15 protein-coding genes are annotated in these 15,116 nt (G+C 74.2%); 9 read left to right on the top strand and 6 right to left on the bottom strand.

Annotated features, from left to right (window positions below):
- Nucleotides 1-87: 87 nt before the first annotated feature.
- Complete coding sequence (locus tag ACFVGS_RS25730; RefSeq protein WP_385693791.1) at nt 88-1,074, bottom strand: DMT family transporter; 987 nt, start codon at nt 1,072-1,074, stop codon at nt 88-90.
- Here ACFVGS_RS25730 and ACFVGS_RS25725 point away from each other — a divergent pair.
- The 4 genes from ACFVGS_RS25725 to ACFVGS_RS25710 all read left to right on the top strand — a co-directional run bounded on the left by ACFVGS_RS25725 (nt 1,073) and on the right by ACFVGS_RS25710 (nt 4,981).
- A complete protein-coding gene (locus ACFVGS_RS25725) occupies nt 1,073-2,509 on the top strand; it encodes a PLP-dependent aminotransferase family protein (protein ID WP_385693790.1) in 1,437 nt (478 codons plus the stop codon). The genes ACFVGS_RS25730 and ACFVGS_RS25725 overlap by 2 nt on opposite strands.
- Nucleotides 2,510-2,612: 103 nt before the next feature.
- Complete coding sequence (locus ACFVGS_RS25720) at nt 2,613-3,065, top strand: GNAT family N-acetyltransferase (RefSeq protein ID WP_385693789.1); 453 nt, start codon at nt 2,613-2,615, stop codon at nt 3,063-3,065.
- 69 nt (nt 3,066-3,134) lie between these two features.
- Nucleotides 3,135-3,710, top strand: a complete 576-nt coding sequence (locus ACFVGS_RS25715) for a histidine phosphatase family protein (protein ID WP_384416439.1) — start codon at nt 3,135-3,137, stop codon at nt 3,708-3,710.
- Between the two features lie 20 nt (nt 3,711-3,730).
- Nucleotides 3,731-4,981, top strand: coding sequence for a methyltransferase (locus ACFVGS_RS25710; RefSeq protein WP_384416442.1), 1,251 nt, complete (start codon nt 3,731-3,733; stop codon nt 4,979-4,981).
- Here ACFVGS_RS25710 and ACFVGS_RS25705 read toward each other — a convergent pair.
- A complete protein-coding gene (locus ACFVGS_RS25705; RefSeq protein WP_385693788.1) occupies nt 4,968-6,569 on the bottom strand; it encodes an ABC-F family ATP-binding cassette domain-containing protein in 1,602 nt (533 codons plus the stop codon). The two genes, ACFVGS_RS25710 and ACFVGS_RS25705, sit on opposite strands and share 14 nt — an antisense overlap.
- A gap of 229 nt (nt 6,570-6,798) precedes the next feature.
- The gene (locus tag ACFVGS_RS25700; protein ID WP_384416448.1) at nt 6,799-7,191 is read right to left on the bottom strand and encodes a hypothetical protein; all 393 of its coding nucleotides are present in this window, start codon (nt 7,189-7,191) and stop codon (nt 6,799-6,801) included.
- Nucleotides 7,192-7,399: 208 nt separating this feature from the next.
- Between ACFVGS_RS25700 and argC the strand changes: the two genes are divergently transcribed.
- Genes argC through ACFVGS_RS25675 form a run of 5 tightly spaced genes read left to right on the top strand, consistent with a single transcriptional unit; the run spans nt 7,400 to nt 12,233 of the window.
- Entirely contained in the window at nt 7,400-8,428 is a 1,029-nt protein-coding gene (gene argC, locus ACFVGS_RS25695; RefSeq protein WP_384416451.1) for an N-acetyl-gamma-glutamyl-phosphate reductase, read from the top strand.
- Nucleotides 8,425-9,591, top strand: coding sequence for a bifunctional glutamate N-acetyltransferase/amino-acid acetyltransferase ArgJ (gene argJ / locus ACFVGS_RS25690; RefSeq protein WP_384416453.1), 1,167 nt, complete (start codon nt 8,425-8,427; stop codon nt 9,589-9,591). The genes argC and argJ overlap by 4 nt, the downstream gene beginning before the upstream one ends.
- On the top strand, nt 9,588-10,490 hold the full coding sequence (argB, locus tag ACFVGS_RS25685; protein ID WP_384416456.1) for an acetylglutamate kinase: 903 nt from the start codon (nt 9,588-9,590) through the stop codon (nt 10,488-10,490). The genes argJ and argB overlap by 4 nt, the downstream gene beginning before the upstream one ends.
- Nucleotides 10,490-11,689, top strand: coding sequence for an acetylornithine transaminase (locus ACFVGS_RS25680; RefSeq protein WP_385693787.1), 1,200 nt, complete (start codon nt 10,490-10,492; stop codon nt 11,687-11,689). The genes argB and ACFVGS_RS25680 overlap by 1 nt, the downstream gene beginning before the upstream one ends.
- 7 nt (nt 11,690-11,696) lie before the next feature.
- Nucleotides 11,697-12,233, top strand: coding sequence for an arginine repressor (locus ACFVGS_RS25675; RefSeq protein ID WP_046911235.1), 537 nt, complete (start codon nt 11,697-11,699; stop codon nt 12,231-12,233).
- 69 nt (nt 12,234-12,302) lie between these two features.
- Here the strand turns inward: ACFVGS_RS25675 and ACFVGS_RS25670 are convergent, their stop codons facing one another.
- Genes ACFVGS_RS25670 through ACFVGS_RS25660 form a run of 3 tightly spaced genes read right to left on the bottom strand, consistent with a single transcriptional unit; the run spans nt 12,303 to nt 15,040 of the window.
- The gene (locus ACFVGS_RS25670) at nt 12,303-12,989 is read right to left on the bottom strand and encodes a L,D-transpeptidase (protein ID WP_385693786.1); all 687 of its coding nucleotides are present in this window, start codon (nt 12,987-12,989) and stop codon (nt 12,303-12,305) included.
- A gap of 37 nt (nt 12,990-13,026) precedes the next feature.
- Complete coding sequence (locus ACFVGS_RS25665) at nt 13,027-13,623, bottom strand: pyridoxamine 5'-phosphate oxidase family protein (RefSeq protein WP_384416464.1); 597 nt, start codon at nt 13,621-13,623, stop codon at nt 13,027-13,029.
- 46 nt (nt 13,624-13,669) lie between these two features.
- Nucleotides 13,670-15,040 carry a hypothetical protein gene (locus ACFVGS_RS25660; protein ID WP_385693785.1) on the bottom strand — a complete coding sequence of 457 codons (1,371 nt, stop codon included), beginning with the start codon at nt 15,038-15,040 and terminating at the stop codon, nt 13,670-13,672.
- Nucleotides 15,041-15,116: the final 76 nt, after the last annotated feature.

Here is a 15,116-nt window from a genome sequence, read left to right as displayed (position 1 = left end):
GCGTGACCTCCTCGCGGCCGGGTTCGCCCGCGGCTCGTCCTGCTGACGAGCCCACGTCTGCCTACGTCTGCCATTGTGACCTGGCTCTCAGCTCTTCGCCCGCTGGGTCACGGCGATGCAGACCAGCACCGCCACGGCCGCCGCCGGCGCCGCGGGGGCCAGGTCCTCGCCGAGCACGGTCACCGACCAGAAGAGCGTGAGCAGAGGCTGGGCGAGCTGCAGCTGACTGGCGCGCGGGATGCCGATCACGGCCATGCCGCGGTACCAGACGTACAGACCGAAGAAGGTGGATCCGACGGCCACCCACACCAGGCCCGCGACGCCGTGCGCGGTGAGGCGCACCGGCTCGTACGACAGGGCCACGGCCGCGCCCGCCGTCATCAGCGGGAGGCAGAACACCAGCGCCCAGCCGATCACCTGCCAGCCCGGCATCAGCCGGGCGAGCCGTCCGCCCTCCGTGTAGCCGGCGGCGCACACCAGCAGGGCCCCGAAAAGGTAGAGGTCTCCGGTCGACAGCGCGCCGCCGCTCTGCTGGAGCGTGAAGGCGAGCACGACGACCGCTCCGGACACGGCCGCGATCCAGAACGTACGGGACGGGCGGCGGCCCGTACGGATCGCGGCGAACGTCGCCGTCGTCAGCGGCAGCAGGCCCACCACGACGGCGGCGTGGGAGGTGGTGGAGGTCTGCAGGGCGAGCGTGGTCAGCAGCGGGAAGCCGACCACGACTCCGCCCGCGACGACCGCGAGCCCCGCCCAGTGGCGCCGGTCCGGCAGCGGCACCCGGCCCGCGAGCAGGAAGGCGCCGGCGACGAGCGCGGCGAGCACCGAGCGGACGGCGACGAGCGACCACGGCCCGAAGCTCTCCAGGCCCCACGCGGTGGACGGGAAGGTCAGCGAGAAGGACACCACTCCCAGCGCGGCGAGCAGGGTGCCGCTCCGCGCGGCCGGAGCGGAACCGCCCCGGGCCCCGGTCGCGGGGGCCGCGCTCACGGGGGCCGTGCCCGCCGGGGTCGTGCCCGCGGGGGTGGCGACCGCTATCGTGTTCGGAGTAGTAGCGCTATTCTGTGCTGTCATGCACGAGCGTAGCAGTGTCGCCGACCTGGCCAACACCCTGAAAGCGGAGCTTGACCGCTACTCACCGGGAGAGAAGCTGCCGTCGAGCCGGACCCTCGTCGAGCGCCACCGCGTCTCCCCGGTCACCGTCACCCGGGCACTCGCCCAGCTCGCCGCCGAAGGGCTCGTCGTCACCCGTCCCGGCGCCGGCGCCTACCGGGCCGAACCCCGCGCCGCCGCACCCGCCGTCGGTGACACCTCCTGGCAGGAGCTCGCCCTCAGCGCCGACACCGCCACCGAACTCGTCCCGCGCGCCGTCGACGCCTCCGGTGTCCTCGTCACGCTCGCCGCGCCGCCGCCCGGGGTCGTCGAGTTCAACGGCGGCTACCTCCACCCGTCCCTCCAGCCCGAACGGGCCCTCGCCGCCGCCCTGGCCCGGGCCGGCCGCAGGCCCGGCGCCTGGGGCCGCCCGCCCGCCGACGGACTGCCCGAACTGCGCGAGTGGTTCGCCCGCGAGATCGGCGGCAGCGTCACCGCCGCCGAGATCCTCATCACCGCCGGCGGCCAGTCCGCCATCACCACCGCCCTGCGCGCCCTCGCGCCGCCCGGCACCCCCGTCCTGGTCGAGTCGCCCACCTACCCCGGCATGCTCGCCGTCGCCCGCGCCGCCGGCCTGCGGCCGGTACCCGTGCCCACCGACGCCGACGGCGTCCGGCCCGAGCTGCTCGAAGCCGCGTTCCGTGCGACCGGCGCCCGGGTGTTCGTGTGCCAGCCGCTCTTCCAGAACCCCACCGGCGCCGCACTCGCCGCCGGACGCCGCTCGGCCGTCGTCCGCATCGCCCGCGCCGCCGGCGCCTTCGTCGTCGAGGACGACTTCGCCCGCCGCCTCGTCCACGCCGACGCCGGCCCGCTGCCAGGAACGCTCGCCGCCGACGACCCCGACGGCGTCGTCGTCCACGTCTGCTCCCTCACCAAGATCACCTCGGCGAGCCTCCGGGTCGGCGCGCTCGCCGCCCGCGGACCCGTCCTCGAACGGCTCCGCGCCATCCAGGTCGTCGACAGCTTCTTCGTCCCCCGGCCACTCCAGGAGACCGCCCTCGAACTCGTCGGCTCGCCCGCCTGGAGCCGCCATCTGCGCGCCGTCTCCCAGGAGTTGAAGAGCCGTCGCGACACGATGACCGGCGCCGTCGCGCACCACCTGCCCGAGTTCGCCCTGCCGCACATCCCCTCCGGCGGCTACCACCTGTGGCTCCGGCTCCCCGACACCCTCCCCGAAGCCGGTCTGCTCGCGGCCGCCCTGCGCGCCGGAGTCGCCGCCGCTCCCGGCCGCCCCTACTTCTGCGCCGAGCCGCCCGCCGGCCACATCCGGCTGAGTTTCGCGGGTGTCGCGGGCGCCACGGAGATCGCGGAGGGCGTGCGGCGGCTGCGCGCGGCCGTCGACGAGCTCACCGGGTGACCCACCGGGCGCGCGGAAGGCCGTACGCGCCCGGCCGCGCGCCCCACCCACGCCCCCGGCAAATTCGCCTGACACAGGACGGCGCTCCTGGCAGCCTGCCGCCATGACCGACACCGCCGCCTCGGGCGCCGCCGTCATGCACGGGACGTACGAGATCTCAGCCGACCCCGCCCGTATCGACGCCGCACGAGTGCACCACTGGCTCTCCACCGACGCCTACTGGGCCATGGGGCGACCTCGGGAGAAGCAGGACGCGGCCATCGCCGGCTCCCTCAACTTCGGTGCCTACGACCGCGAGAGCGGAGCCATGGCCGCGTACGCCCGGGTCGTCACCGACTACGCCACCTTCGCCTGGCTCTGCGACGTCTACGTCGACCGGCCCGCCCGCGGCACCGGCCTCGGCACCGCCCTCGTCGCCGCGGTCCGTGACCACCTCGAGCCGTACGGGCTGCGCCGGATCATGCTCGCCACCGCCGACGCCCACGGCGTCTACGAGAAGGTCGGTTTCACGCCACTGCAGAATCCGGACAAGTGGATGGCACTCGGACAGCAGTGAGCAAGGCCCTCGCGCAACCGTGTCATTGACCCCTTGACCTGCGGGGCCACCGGCCTCACGATCGCGGCCATGGGTCTTCGGGTCACGCTCGTCGCGGCGGCGCGCAGCTCCTCCCTGCTCGCCGAACGCTTCGACGACGACCGGCCGCTCGACGAGGCCGGCTGGTACGAGGTGCAGCTCGCCGCGCCGCGGCTGATTCCGCTCGGTGCCGCCGAGCTCCGCTACTGCTCCCCGACGCCCCGCAGCCGCGCCACCGGCACCGCCCTCGGCTACGCGCCGCTCGCCCAGCCGGCCCTCCGTGACTGCGACATGGGCCGCTGGCGCGGCCTCACCCTGGCCGAGGTGGCCGCGCTCGAACCCGCTGCGGTCGACGCCTGGCTCACCGATCCACGGACCGCGCCACACGGCGGAGAAACGCTTCTGTCGTTCATCACGCGGGTCGGCGGCTGGCTCGACACCCGGCCCGCCGACGACGGCGCCATCGTCGCCGTCGCCGAGCCGGCCGTCGTCCGCGCCGCCCTCGTCTACGCGCTGAAGGCCCCGCCCGCCACGTACTGGAACGTCGACGTGCGCCCGCTGTCCACGGTCACCCTCACCGGCCGCCCGGGACTGTGGCACCTTCAGCTGGCGGCGGCCGTGTCCTGACCGGCTAGCCTGGTGGCACGATGAACCGTCTGACCACGTCATGGGGCACTTTCCCGCTCACCCGCTTCCCCGCCGACCCGCGCGACCCGCTGCGCGCCTGGGACGCGGCGGACGAGTACCTGCTGAACCACCTCGCCGAGTCCGGCACCGGTCTGTCCGGGGCCGTCGCCGTGGTCGGCGACCGGTGGGGGGCGCTGGTCACCGCGCTCGCCGCGGCGCGCGCCGCCGCCGGCGCCGGGGTGGGCGGTGCCGGGGCGGGCGGTGCCGGGCAGCTGACGCAGATCTCCGACTCGTACCTCGGGCGGAGCGCCACGGCGGCGAACCTGGCCCGCTCGGGCGCCGCCCCCGACGCGGTCACGCTGCTCACCACCCAGGACCCGCCGCCGGAGCGGGTCGACGTGCTGCTCGTACGGGTGCCCAAGAGCCTCGCGCTCCTGGAGGACCAGCTGCACCGGCTCGCTCCCGCCGTTCACGAGGACACGGTGATCGTCGGCACCGGGATGGTGAAGGAGATCCACACCTCGACGCTGGAGCTGTTCGAGCGGATCCTCGGGCCCACGCGGACGTCGCTGGCGGTGAAGAAGGCCCGGCTCATCCACACGACGCCCGGCGCGGAGGGGGAGCGGCGCGGGCCGGGAGCCAATCCGTGGCCGCTGCGGTACGCGCTGCCGGGCGACGCTCCGGCCGGGCTCGCCGGCCGCACGGTCGTCAATCAGGCGGGCGTGTTCTGCGCCGACCGGCTGGACATCGGGACGCGGTTCTTCCTGCAGCACCTGCCGACCGGCGTCGGACGGGCCCGCGTGGCCGACCTCGGCTGCGGCAACGGGATCGTCGGGCTCGCCGTCGCCCTCGCCGAGCCCGAGGCCGAGCTGCTGTTCACGGACGAGTCCTACCAGGCCGTCGCCTCGGCCGAGGAGAACTTCCGCACGCACGCCGGGGACGGCCGGAAGGCCGAGTTCACCGTGGGCGACGGCCTCGCGGACGTGGCCCCCGGATCGGTCGACCTCGTCCTGAACAACCCGCCGTTCCACAGCCACCAGGCCACCACCGACCACACCGCGCGGCGCATGTTCGCCGACGCCCGCCGGGCCCTGCGGCCCGGCGGGGAGCTGTGGGTGGTCGGCAACCGGCACCTCGGCTACCACGTCACCCTGCGGCGGATCTTCGGCAACAGCGAACTGGTCGCGAGCGACCCGAAGTTCGTGGTCCTCAGAGCCGTGAAGAGGGCCGGCAAGCCGGCCGGCGCCCGCCAGGACGTCACGCGAGGCTGACCAGCTCCCGGTAGCCCTCGTTCCACAGGTCCTCCTCGGCGTCCGGCAGCAGCAGCACCCGCTCCGGGCGCAGCGCGTCGATCGCGCCCTCGTCGTGGGTGACCATGACGATCGCGCCCGGGTACGTGCCGACGGCGGCCAGGACCTCGTCGCGCGAGGCCGGGTCGAGGTTGTTCGTCGGCTCGTCGAGCAGCAGCACGTTCGCGCCCGAGTGGACCAGGCCCGCGAGCGCGAGCCGGGTCTTCTCGCCGCCGGAGAGGACCCCGGCCGGCTTGTCGGCGTCGTCGCCCCGGAACAGGAAGGCGCCGAGGACGCGACGGACCTCGCCGTCCGTCAGGTGCGGGGCGGCCGCGGCCAGGTTCTCCCGGACCGTGCGGTCCGGGTCGAGCGTCTCGTGCTCCTGGGCGAAGTAGCCGACGCGCAGGCCGTGGCCGTGGACGACGCGGCCGGAGTCCGGGGCTTCCTGGCCCGCGAGCAGCCGCAGCAGCGTCGTCTTGCCCGCGCCGTTCAGACCGAGGACGACGAGCCGGGAGCCCCGGTCCACCGCCAGGTCGACGCCGTCGAGGACCGGGCGCCCGCCCCCGTAGCCCTTGGTCAGCGAGACGGCGCCGAGCGGCGTGCGGCCGCACGGCGCGGGCTCCGGCAGCCGGATCCGCGCCACGTGCTCGGCGCGCCGCACGTCCTCCAGGCCGGCCAGGAGCCGGTCGGCACGGCGGGCCATGCTGCGGGCGGTGACCGAGGTCGACGTGCGGGCCTTCATCTTGTCCGCCTGCGCGTGGAGCGCGGCCGCCTTGCGCTCGGCGTTGGCGCGCTCGCGGGTACGGCGGCGCTCGTCGGCCTCCCGCTGGGTGAGGTAGGCGGTCCAGCCGGTGTTGTGGACGTCGATGGCCGCCCGCCGCGGGTCGAGGTGGAAGACCCGGTTGACGGTCGCCTCGATGAGGTCGAGGTCGTGGCTGATGAGGACCAGGCCGCCCTGGTGCGCGGCGAGATGGCCGCGCAGCCAGCCGACCGAGTCGGCGTCGAGGTGGTTGGTCGGCTCGTCGAGCAGCAGGGTGCCCTCGCGGCCGTGCCCGGCGAAGAGGATCCGGGCCAGCTCGACGCGGCGCTTCTGACCGCCGGAGAGCGTGCCGACCGGCCGCCCCATGGCCTCGGCGGGCAGCCCGAGCCCCGCCGCCACGCGTGCCGCCTCGGCTTCGGCCGCGTAACCGCCGCAGGCCTCGAAGGCCGCCTCGGCGCGGGCGTAGGCGTCCATCGTGCGGTCGTCGGCGTGCTCCGCGAGCCGCTCGGCGGCCTCGCGCAGACGCCGTACGGCGACGTCCATGCCGCGGGCGGACAGGATCCGGTCGGTGACGGTCACGGCGGGATCGGCGGCGCGGGAGTCCTGCGCCAGGTGCGCCACGGGACCGGTGCGCAGCACGCTGCCGGCGGCCGGGGCGCGCAGCCCGGCCAGGGTGTGGAGGAGGGTCGTCTTGCCGGCGCCGTTGCGGCCGACGAGCCCGACGCGGTCGCCGGGCGCGATGTGGAAGGAGACGCCGGACAGGAGGAGGCGGGCGCCGACGCGCACGTCGACACCGCGAACGGTGATCATGGGATTACGCTCCGAACAACCCAAGGACACACGGGTGGCGTGGAAGCGGGTCCTTGGCTAGGAAATTCGGGGCGTAGACATGTGCTCCAGGCTACGGGAGCGGGCCGGCCGGACGCATCGGGTTTTCTCCCGGGGTGGGACCGGTCGCCTCCCGTGTTCCCGCCGGGTTGCTCCGGCCGCCCCCCCCGCATTCCCCGCAGGATTGCTCCGGCCGCTCCCGGAAGGTGCCTCACTGCTCGGGAAACCGCAGGCCCAGCGCCCGTACCCGGTCCTCGCCCGTCGTAATGGTGAGCGCCGCTATCCGTCCCTCGCGCAGGGTGAACGCGACCGCCGTGACCGGTCGTCCGCCGTCGAAGGCGACCGCCCCGAGGGCGCCGCCGACCAGCGCCGCACGGGCCGTCCGTGCCGTGTGCCGGGACAGTGCGGACGCGGCTCCCTCGGCGACGGCGGGCGCGCCGACGGCCGTGCCGTGCTCCGAGCGTGCGACGACCTCGGGATGGAGCACGGCGGCCAGCGCGCGCGGGTCCCGGTGGCGCACCGCGCTCAGGAACACGTCCACGAGGGCCCGGTCCCGTACGGGATCCCCGGCGGGGTGCGCGGGCAGAAAGGTCTCCTCGTCCATCGGGTCTCACTCCTGGTGTGCCGGGGGCGGGTCGGTGCCTGAGGGTGGCCGCCGCGGTCGGTGTGGCCGCCGCGGTCGGTGCGGTCGGTGCACCTGAGTGACGTCGTGGTGCGCGCGGATGTGACACGGCGCCGGCGGGGGCACGCGAAGGGCTTTGCATAAAACTGCGCTCTTGCGTATAGTCATGCCATCCATGAGGAGGGTTTCGATGACGGTACGAGCAGCAGTCGCGGGCGCGAGCGGATACGCGGGCGGAGAGCTCCTGCGCCTCCTCCTGGCCCATCCCCACGTCGAGATCGGCGCCCTGACCGGCCACTCCAACGCCGGCCAGCGGCTCGGCGGACTGCAGCCGCACCTGCTGCCGCTCGCCGACCGGATCCTGGAGGAGACCACCGCCGAGGCCCTCGCCGGCCACGACGTCGTCTTCCTCGCCCTGCCGCACGGCCAGTCCGCCGCCGTCGCCGAACAGCTCGGCCCGGACACCCTCGTCGTCGACATGGGCGCCGACTTCCGGCTGAAGGACCCGGCCGCCTGGGAGGCCTTCTACGGCTCCCCGCACGCCGGCACCTGGCCGTACGGCCTCCCCGAACTGCCGGGCGCCCGCGCCGCGCTGGAGGGGGCCAAGCGCATCGCGGTGCCCGGTTGCTACCCCACCGCCGTGTCCCTCGCGCTCTTCCCCGCGTACGCGAACGGGCTCGCCGAGGCGGAGGCCGTGATCGTCGCCGCCTCCGGCACCTCCGGCGCCGGCAAGGCCGCCAAGCCGCACCTGCTCGGCAGCGAGGTCATGGGCAGCATGTCCCCGTACGGCGTCGGCGGCGGCCACCGCCACACGCCCGAGATGATCCAGAACCTCAGCGAGGCGGCGGGCGAGCGGGTCACCGTCTCCTTCACGCCCACCCTCGCGCCGATGCCCCGCGGCATCCTCGCCACCTGCTCGGCCACCGCCAGGCCCGGCCTGACCGGCGAGACCCTGCGCACCGCGTACGAGAAGGCCTTCGCGGACGAGCCGTTCGTCCACCTGCTCCCCGAGGGGCAGTGGCCCGCGACGGCCTCCGTCTACGGCTCCAACGCGGTGCAGATCCAGGTCGCCCACGACCCGGCGGCGAACCGGATCATCGTGATCAGCGCCATCGACAACCTCACCAAGGGCACCGCCGGCGGCGCGGTGCAGAGCATGAACATCGCCCTCGGACTTCCCGAGACGACCGGACTTTCCACGATGGGAGTCGCTCCATGAGTGTCACCGCAGCGAAGGGATTCACGGCCGCGGGCATCGCGGCCGGGATCAAGGAGAACGGCAACCCGGACCTGGCCCTCGTGGTCAACACCGGGCCGCGCCGCGCCGCCGCGGGAGTCTTCACCTCCAACCGTGTCAAGGCCGCGCCCGTCCTCTGGTCCCAGCAGGTCCTCGCCGACGGCGAGCTGACCGCCGTCGTCCTCAACTCCGGCGGCGCCAACGCCTGCACCGGTCCGAAGGGCTTCCAGGACACCCACGCCACCGCCGAGAAGGTCGCCGACGTCCTCACCGCGAGCGGCACGGAGACCGGCGCGGGCGAGGTCGCCGTCGCCTCCACCGGACTGATCGGCGTGCTGCTCCCCATGGACAAGCTCCTGCCCGGCGTGGAGAAGGCCGCGGCCGAGCTCTCCGTCCACGGCGGCGAGAAGGCCGCCATCGCCATCAAGACCACCGACACCGTCCACAAGACCGCCGTGGCGGCCAAGGACGGCTGGACCGTCGGCGGCATGGCCAAGGGCGCGGGCATGCTCGCCCCCGGCCTCGCCACCATGCTCGTCGTCCTCACCACCGACGCCGACGTCGACGCCAAGGGCCTCGACGCCGCGCTGCGGCAGGCCACCCGGCTCACCTTCGACCGGGTCGACTCCGACGGCTGCATGTCCACCAACGACACCGTCCTGCTGCTCGCCTCCGGCGCGTCCGGCGTCACCCCCGCCCAGGACGAGTTCGCCCAGGCCGTCCAGGAGGTGTGCGCCGACCTGGCCCGCCAGCTCATCGGCGACGCCGAGGGTGCCAGCAAGGACATCCGCATCGAGGTGATCAACGCGGCCACCGAGGACGACGCCGTCGAGGTCGGCCGGTCCATCGCCCGCAACAACCTCCTCAAGTGCGCCATCCACGGCGAGGACCCCAACTGGGGCCGGGTGCTCTCCGCCATCGGCACCACCTCCGCCGCCTTCGAGCCGGACCGGCTCAACGTCGCCATCAACGGCGTCTGGGTGTGCCGGAACGGCTCCGTCGGCGAGGACCGCGAGCTCGTCGACATGCGTTACCGGGAGGTCGTCATCACCGCCGACCTCGCCGCCGGCACCGAGTCCGCCGTCATCTGGGCCAACGACCTCACCGCCGACTACGTCCACGAGAACAGCGCCTACTCGTCATGACCAACGCCACGCGGAAGCACACCGCGCTCCCCAAGGCCCAGACGCTCATCGAGGCGCTGCCCTGGCTCACCCGGCACCGCGGCAAGACCGTCGTCATCAAGTTCGGCGGCAACGCCATGATCGACGAGGACCTCAAGGCCGCGTTCGCCCAGGACGTCGTCTTCCTGCACCACGCCGGCCTCAGGCCGGTCGTGGTGCACGGCGGCGGCCCCCAGATCAGCGCCGCCCTCGACCAGGCCGGCCTGGTCAGCGAGTTCAAGGCCGGCCTGCGGGTCACCACGCCCGAGGCCATGGACGTCGTTCGGATGGTGCTCGCCGGCCAGGTCCAGCGCGAGCTCGTCGGCCTGCTCAACCGGCACGGCCCGCTCGCCGTCGGCATCACCGGTGAGGACGCCCACACCATCACCGCCGCGAAGCACCGGCCGCTCATCGAGGGCGAGCAGGTCGACATCGGCCGCGTGGGCGAGATCACCGCCATCGACACCGGCGCCATCCAGGCGCTCCTCGACGACGGACGCATCCCCGTCGTCTCCTCCATCGCCCGCTCCCAGGACGACGACCATGTCTACAACGTCAATGCTGATACGGCGGCTGCGGCACTCGCTGCTGCGCTGGGCGCCGAGACGCTGATGGTCCTGACCGACGTCGAGGGCCTCTACGAGGACTGGCCCCACAGCGACGAGGTCATCAGCCGGCTCACCGCGAGCCAGCTGGAGAAGCTGCTGCCCGAGCTCTCCAGCGGCATGGTGCCGAAGATGGAGGGCTGTCTGCACGCCGTGCGCAACGGCGTCACCACGGCCCGCGTCATCGACGGCCGGGTCCAGCACTCCATCCTGCTGGAGATCTTCACCGACGAGGGCATCGGCACGATGGTCGTGCCGGACGGACAGGGGGACTGATGACCGGCAACACCGAGCTGACCCGGCGGTGGCAGGGCTCGCTCATGGACAACTACGGCACGCCCCGGCTGCCGCTGGTCCGCGGCGAGGGCGCCAAGGTCTGGGACGCCGACGGCAAGGAGTACCTCGACTTCGTCGGCGGCATCGCCGTCAACGCGCTCGGCCACGCCCACCCGGCCGTCGTCGAGGCCGTGTCGCGGCAGATCGCGTCCCTCGGTCACGTCTCGAACCTGTTCGTCGCCGAGCCGCCCGTCGCGCTCGCCGAACGGCTCCTGAGTCTCTTCGGCCGGCCCGGCAAGGTCTTCTTCTGCAACTCGGGCGCCGAGGCCAACGAGGCCGCGTTCAAGATCGGCCGGCTCACCGGCCGCTCGCACATGATCGCCACCGACGGCGGCTTCCACGGCCGGACCATGGGCTCGCTCGCGCTCACCGGCCAGCCCGCCAAGCAGACGCCGTTCCTGCCCCTGCCCGGCGACGTCACCCACGTCCCGTACGGCGACGTGGAAGCGCTGCGGGCCGCGGTCACCGAGGACACCGCCTTCGTGATCATCGAGCCGATCCAGGGCGAGAACGGCGTCGTCGTCCCGCCGCCCGGCTACCTCGAGGCCGCCCGGGAGATCACCCGCGCCACCGGCACCCTGCTCGTCCTCGACGAGGTGCAGACCGGCATCGGCCGCTGCGGCCACTGGTTCGAGCACCAGGCCCACGAAGGCGTCGAGCCCGACGTCGTGACCCTTGCCAAGGGCCTCGGCGGCGGACTGCCGCTCGGTGCGACCGTCGCCTTCGGCAAGGCCGCGGAGCTCTTCGCGCCCGGCCACCACGGCACCACCTTCGGCGGCAACCCGGTCGCCTGCGCCGCCGGACTCGCCGTCCTGGACACCCTCGGCGCCGACGCGGCCCTCGACCACGTGAAGGCGGTCGGGGAGCGGCTGCGCCAGGGAATCGAGGCTCTGGGTCATCCGCTGGTCTCCCACGTCCGTGGTGCGGGCCTCCTGCTGGGTATCGTGCTCACCGGGCCCCTCGCACCCCAGGTGCAGCAGGCGGCCCAGGACGCCGGCCTCCTGGTCAACGCGCCCGCCCCCGACGTCGTACGGATCATGCCTCCGCTGGTCCTCACCGACGCCGAGGCGGACGCCTTCCTCCAGGCGCTGCCCGGGGTCCTGGACGAGGCGAACGGGCAAGGACGAACCGGAGAATGAGACGACGATGACCGACGCGCAGGAGAACGAGCACGGCGGGCCGTCCGTTCCGCAGACCCGCACCGCACGCCACCGCAGGATCGTCGACATCCTCAACCGGCAGCCGGTGCGCTCGCAGAGCCAGCTCGCCAAGCTCCTCGCCGACGACGGGCTGAGCGTCACCCAGGCGACGCTCAGCCGCGACCTCGACGAGCTCGGCGCGGTGAAGATCCGCAACACCGGCGGAGAGCTCATCTACGCCGTGCCCAGCGAGGGCGGCTTCCGCACCCCGCAGGCACCGCTCGGCGAGTCCGCCAAGGAGGAGCGCATGCGGCGCCTCTCCGGCGAACTGCTGATCTCCGCCGAGGCCTCCGCCAACCTGGTGGTGCTCCGCACGCCGCCGGGCGCCGCGCAGTTCCTCGCGTCGGCCATCGACCAGGCCGAACTCCACGCGATCCTCGGCACGATCGCGGGTGACGACACCCTGCTGCTCATCTCCCGCGACCCGGTCGGCGGCCAGGCGCTCGCCGACCACCTGCTCCGCCTCGCGCAGAAGGAACGCTAGGGCCTGTCCGCCGGATCAGGCCGGCCAGGCCCTGGGCGGAGTCCAGGCCGGGCCTTTCAGGGCCCTGCCTCAGTACCGCGTGATCGCCGTCGGCCCGCCCCGCGTGCCGACGGCGATGTGCGGCCGGCGGCCCGGATCCGCCCAGGCGAGGATCCGGCGCATCGCGCCCGCCGGCACGGACACGCAGCCGGCCGTCGCCCCGCGGCCGTCGACGTGCAGGAAGATCCCGGCGCCGCGTCCGCGCACCGGACGGTCGTAGTTGAAGCCGATCACCAGCGCGTGGGCGTACTGCGCGCGGTACGCGACGAGGTGCTCGGCCTCGGCGGCCCGGCAGTCCCGGGGCAGCCCCTCCACCCAGCGGTTGTACGCGCGTGACCTGTTGTCCTGGCACCACCAGGACCGGTCGGTCACCCGCGCGTAGCGGTAGGCGGTCCCGGCGGGCGCCGGTGCGATCCCGAAGGCGTACGGCAGGCCGTACAGGCCGGTCGGCGTGGTGTTCGTGCCCTGCCGCCGGGTCGTGCCCTCGGCGAGCCCCTTCGCCCCGAACCGCGCGGGCGCCGACCCGGCCTTCACCCACCTCCGGCCGCGCCGGTCCCACCAGGTGAGGGTGCCCGTCGTGGCGGCCGGATCCGCGGCCTCGGCGGTGATCAGCTGCGAGCCGCCGCCGGTGTGCGCCATCCGCTCCGGGAGCGGTACGGGCCCGGGCGCGGCGGCCAGCGTCGCGGCCAGGACCCCGAGTGCGAGAAGGATGCGCATGGCGCGACGCTAGGCGCCGGGCGGGGCCGCCGCGAGGCTACTCGGCCGGGTGGGGGAGCGGCGGCAGCGGCAGCGGCAGACCGGGCAGCCCGTCGATGCTGGACGCGATGTGCTCCTTCTTGGTGAAGTACGCGTCGAGCGAGGCGTCGTCCTCCCGCGCGAAGCGCTTCGCGTGCAGGTCGCGGTCCTCGTCGTAGGTCATGAACGGCACGGCGTAGCCGCAGGTGTCCCGCACGAGTTCGGCGTGCACGACGACGATCGCCCGCAGTCCGTGCGGCTCCGGGTCGATCCGGCCGAAGTGGCCCATGAGCTCTGCCCAGCGCGGGTCGTCGCGGAACACCGGCTCGCCGCGTCCGTGGATCCGCACGATGTTCGGCGGCCCCTGGAAGGCACACCACATGAGCGTGATCCGCCCGTTCTCCCGGAGGTGTGCCACGGTCTCGGCGTTGGACCCGGCGAAGTCCAGGTAGGCGACGGTGTGTTCGTCGATGACGGCGAAGGAGCCGGACAGCCCCTTGGGGGAGAGGTTGATGGTGCCGTCACCCGCGAGCGGCGCGGTCGCGGTGAAGAAGACCGGCTGGTCCTCGATGAAGGCACGGAGACGTCCGTCGATGCGTTCATAGGTTTTTCCCATGGCGCCATTCTCGTGACGGCGCCCCGGCCTTCGTCGCCCGGGTCGCTCAGGTGCGCCAGAACCTGCCGGGGCCGCCCTGCGGACGCGGCGCCGGTTCCTCGATGCCGAGGGCGCTGCGGACGCGTACGCGAAGGACCGGATCGGGGTCGTCGAGCAGCCGCCGGGCCGTCTTCTCGTACACCGCCGAGCCGTGCTCGCGCAGCAGGAGCAGCGCCCGGACGCGCACGTGCGGCGGCCGGCCCGGGCCGGTGCGGCGCAGGAACTCCTCCTCCGGCAGGCGGTCCGCCCAGGGCAGCAGGGCGCGGGCGGCCTCCCGTACGACGCCCGACGCGGGGTCGTCGAGCAGCGGCAGCAGCCGCGTGAAGTCGGCGACCTCGAACATGCGCAGGCCGGCGACGGCGGAGGAACGGACCAACGCCCGCTCGTGCCCGGACAGTTCCCACAGCGCCTCCGCGTCCCGCTTCGGGTCGCCGCACTCGGCGAGTCCGAGCGGCGCCCGGTCGGGCACGGTCGCCGGATCCGCGCAGGCGGCCCGGTAGCGCGCCACGGGGTCGCGGCCGTCCTGGCGGAGCACCCACAGGGCGCAGGCCCGCACCATCCCCGACCGGTCGTGCAGGAACGGCTCGGCCTCGGCGGCCCGGCCGGCCTTCCGCAGGGCGGTGACCCCGGCCGAGCGCACCCGGCCGGAGCGGGCGGCGAGCAGCAGGGGCAGGGTGTCGTCGGGGAGGCCCGCGGCGAGGGCCGCGGTGGCGGCGATGTCCTGGACGGCCACGTCGCCGTCGTACGCGGCGGTGCGGGCCAGCTCGGCGGGGGTGAGCAGCCCGCGCTCGACGGCGATGCCGAAGGCGAACCGCCGGGTGGTCCGGTCCGGGTTCAGGAGCAGGGCGGAGACGGTGCCGGCCGGCGCGGCGCGCAGTGCCTCGTCGAGGAGCGCGGCCGCCGTGCCGCCGCGCAGCCGGCGCCGGATCCGGAGGATCACCGGGGCGGTGAGCGCCAGCGTGCCGGCGTCGGCCCCGCGCAGGGCTTCGGCGAGGACGGTCTCGGCCTTCTCGCGCACGGGAGCGGCCCAGTCGGTGGTGCGGATCGCGACGAGCGGCAGCACGGCGGGCCGCCCGGCGGCATGGGGGAGGGCGGCCTCCCGGATCAGCCCGCTGGGGTCGCACAGCGCCAGTGCGAGCCCCGCCTCCGTGGGCGCCGGGGCGCGCAGCACCGCCCGCAGGGCGGCGGGGAGCCGGCCCGTGCTCGTCCAGGGGTGCGCCGGGCGCTCGATCTCGCCGTAGCCGATCGCGATGCGGATGCCCTCGTCCAGCGCGGTCCACGCCTCCGGGCGCGTCACGTCCACGACCCGGGCGAGCTTCCGCGCGCCGCTCGCCAGCCCTCGTATCGCCGCGTCCAGCGGTGTGTCCTCGCTCCTCATGCGCGGAGCGTAGAGCCCGCGCACCTCCTCCCGCCTGCGGTTTTCCACCTCTCCCCGCACCTCGTTGACAAAACAT

It is taken from the genome of Streptomyces sp. NPDC127114, assembly GCF_042677525.1.
In the GTDB taxonomy this organism is placed as follows: domain Bacteria; phylum Actinomycetota; class Actinomycetes; order Streptomycetales; family Streptomycetaceae; genus Streptomyces.
The sequence above is the reverse complement of the archived record's forward strand: the minus strand, read 5'-3'. Positions and strand labels throughout refer to the sequence as shown.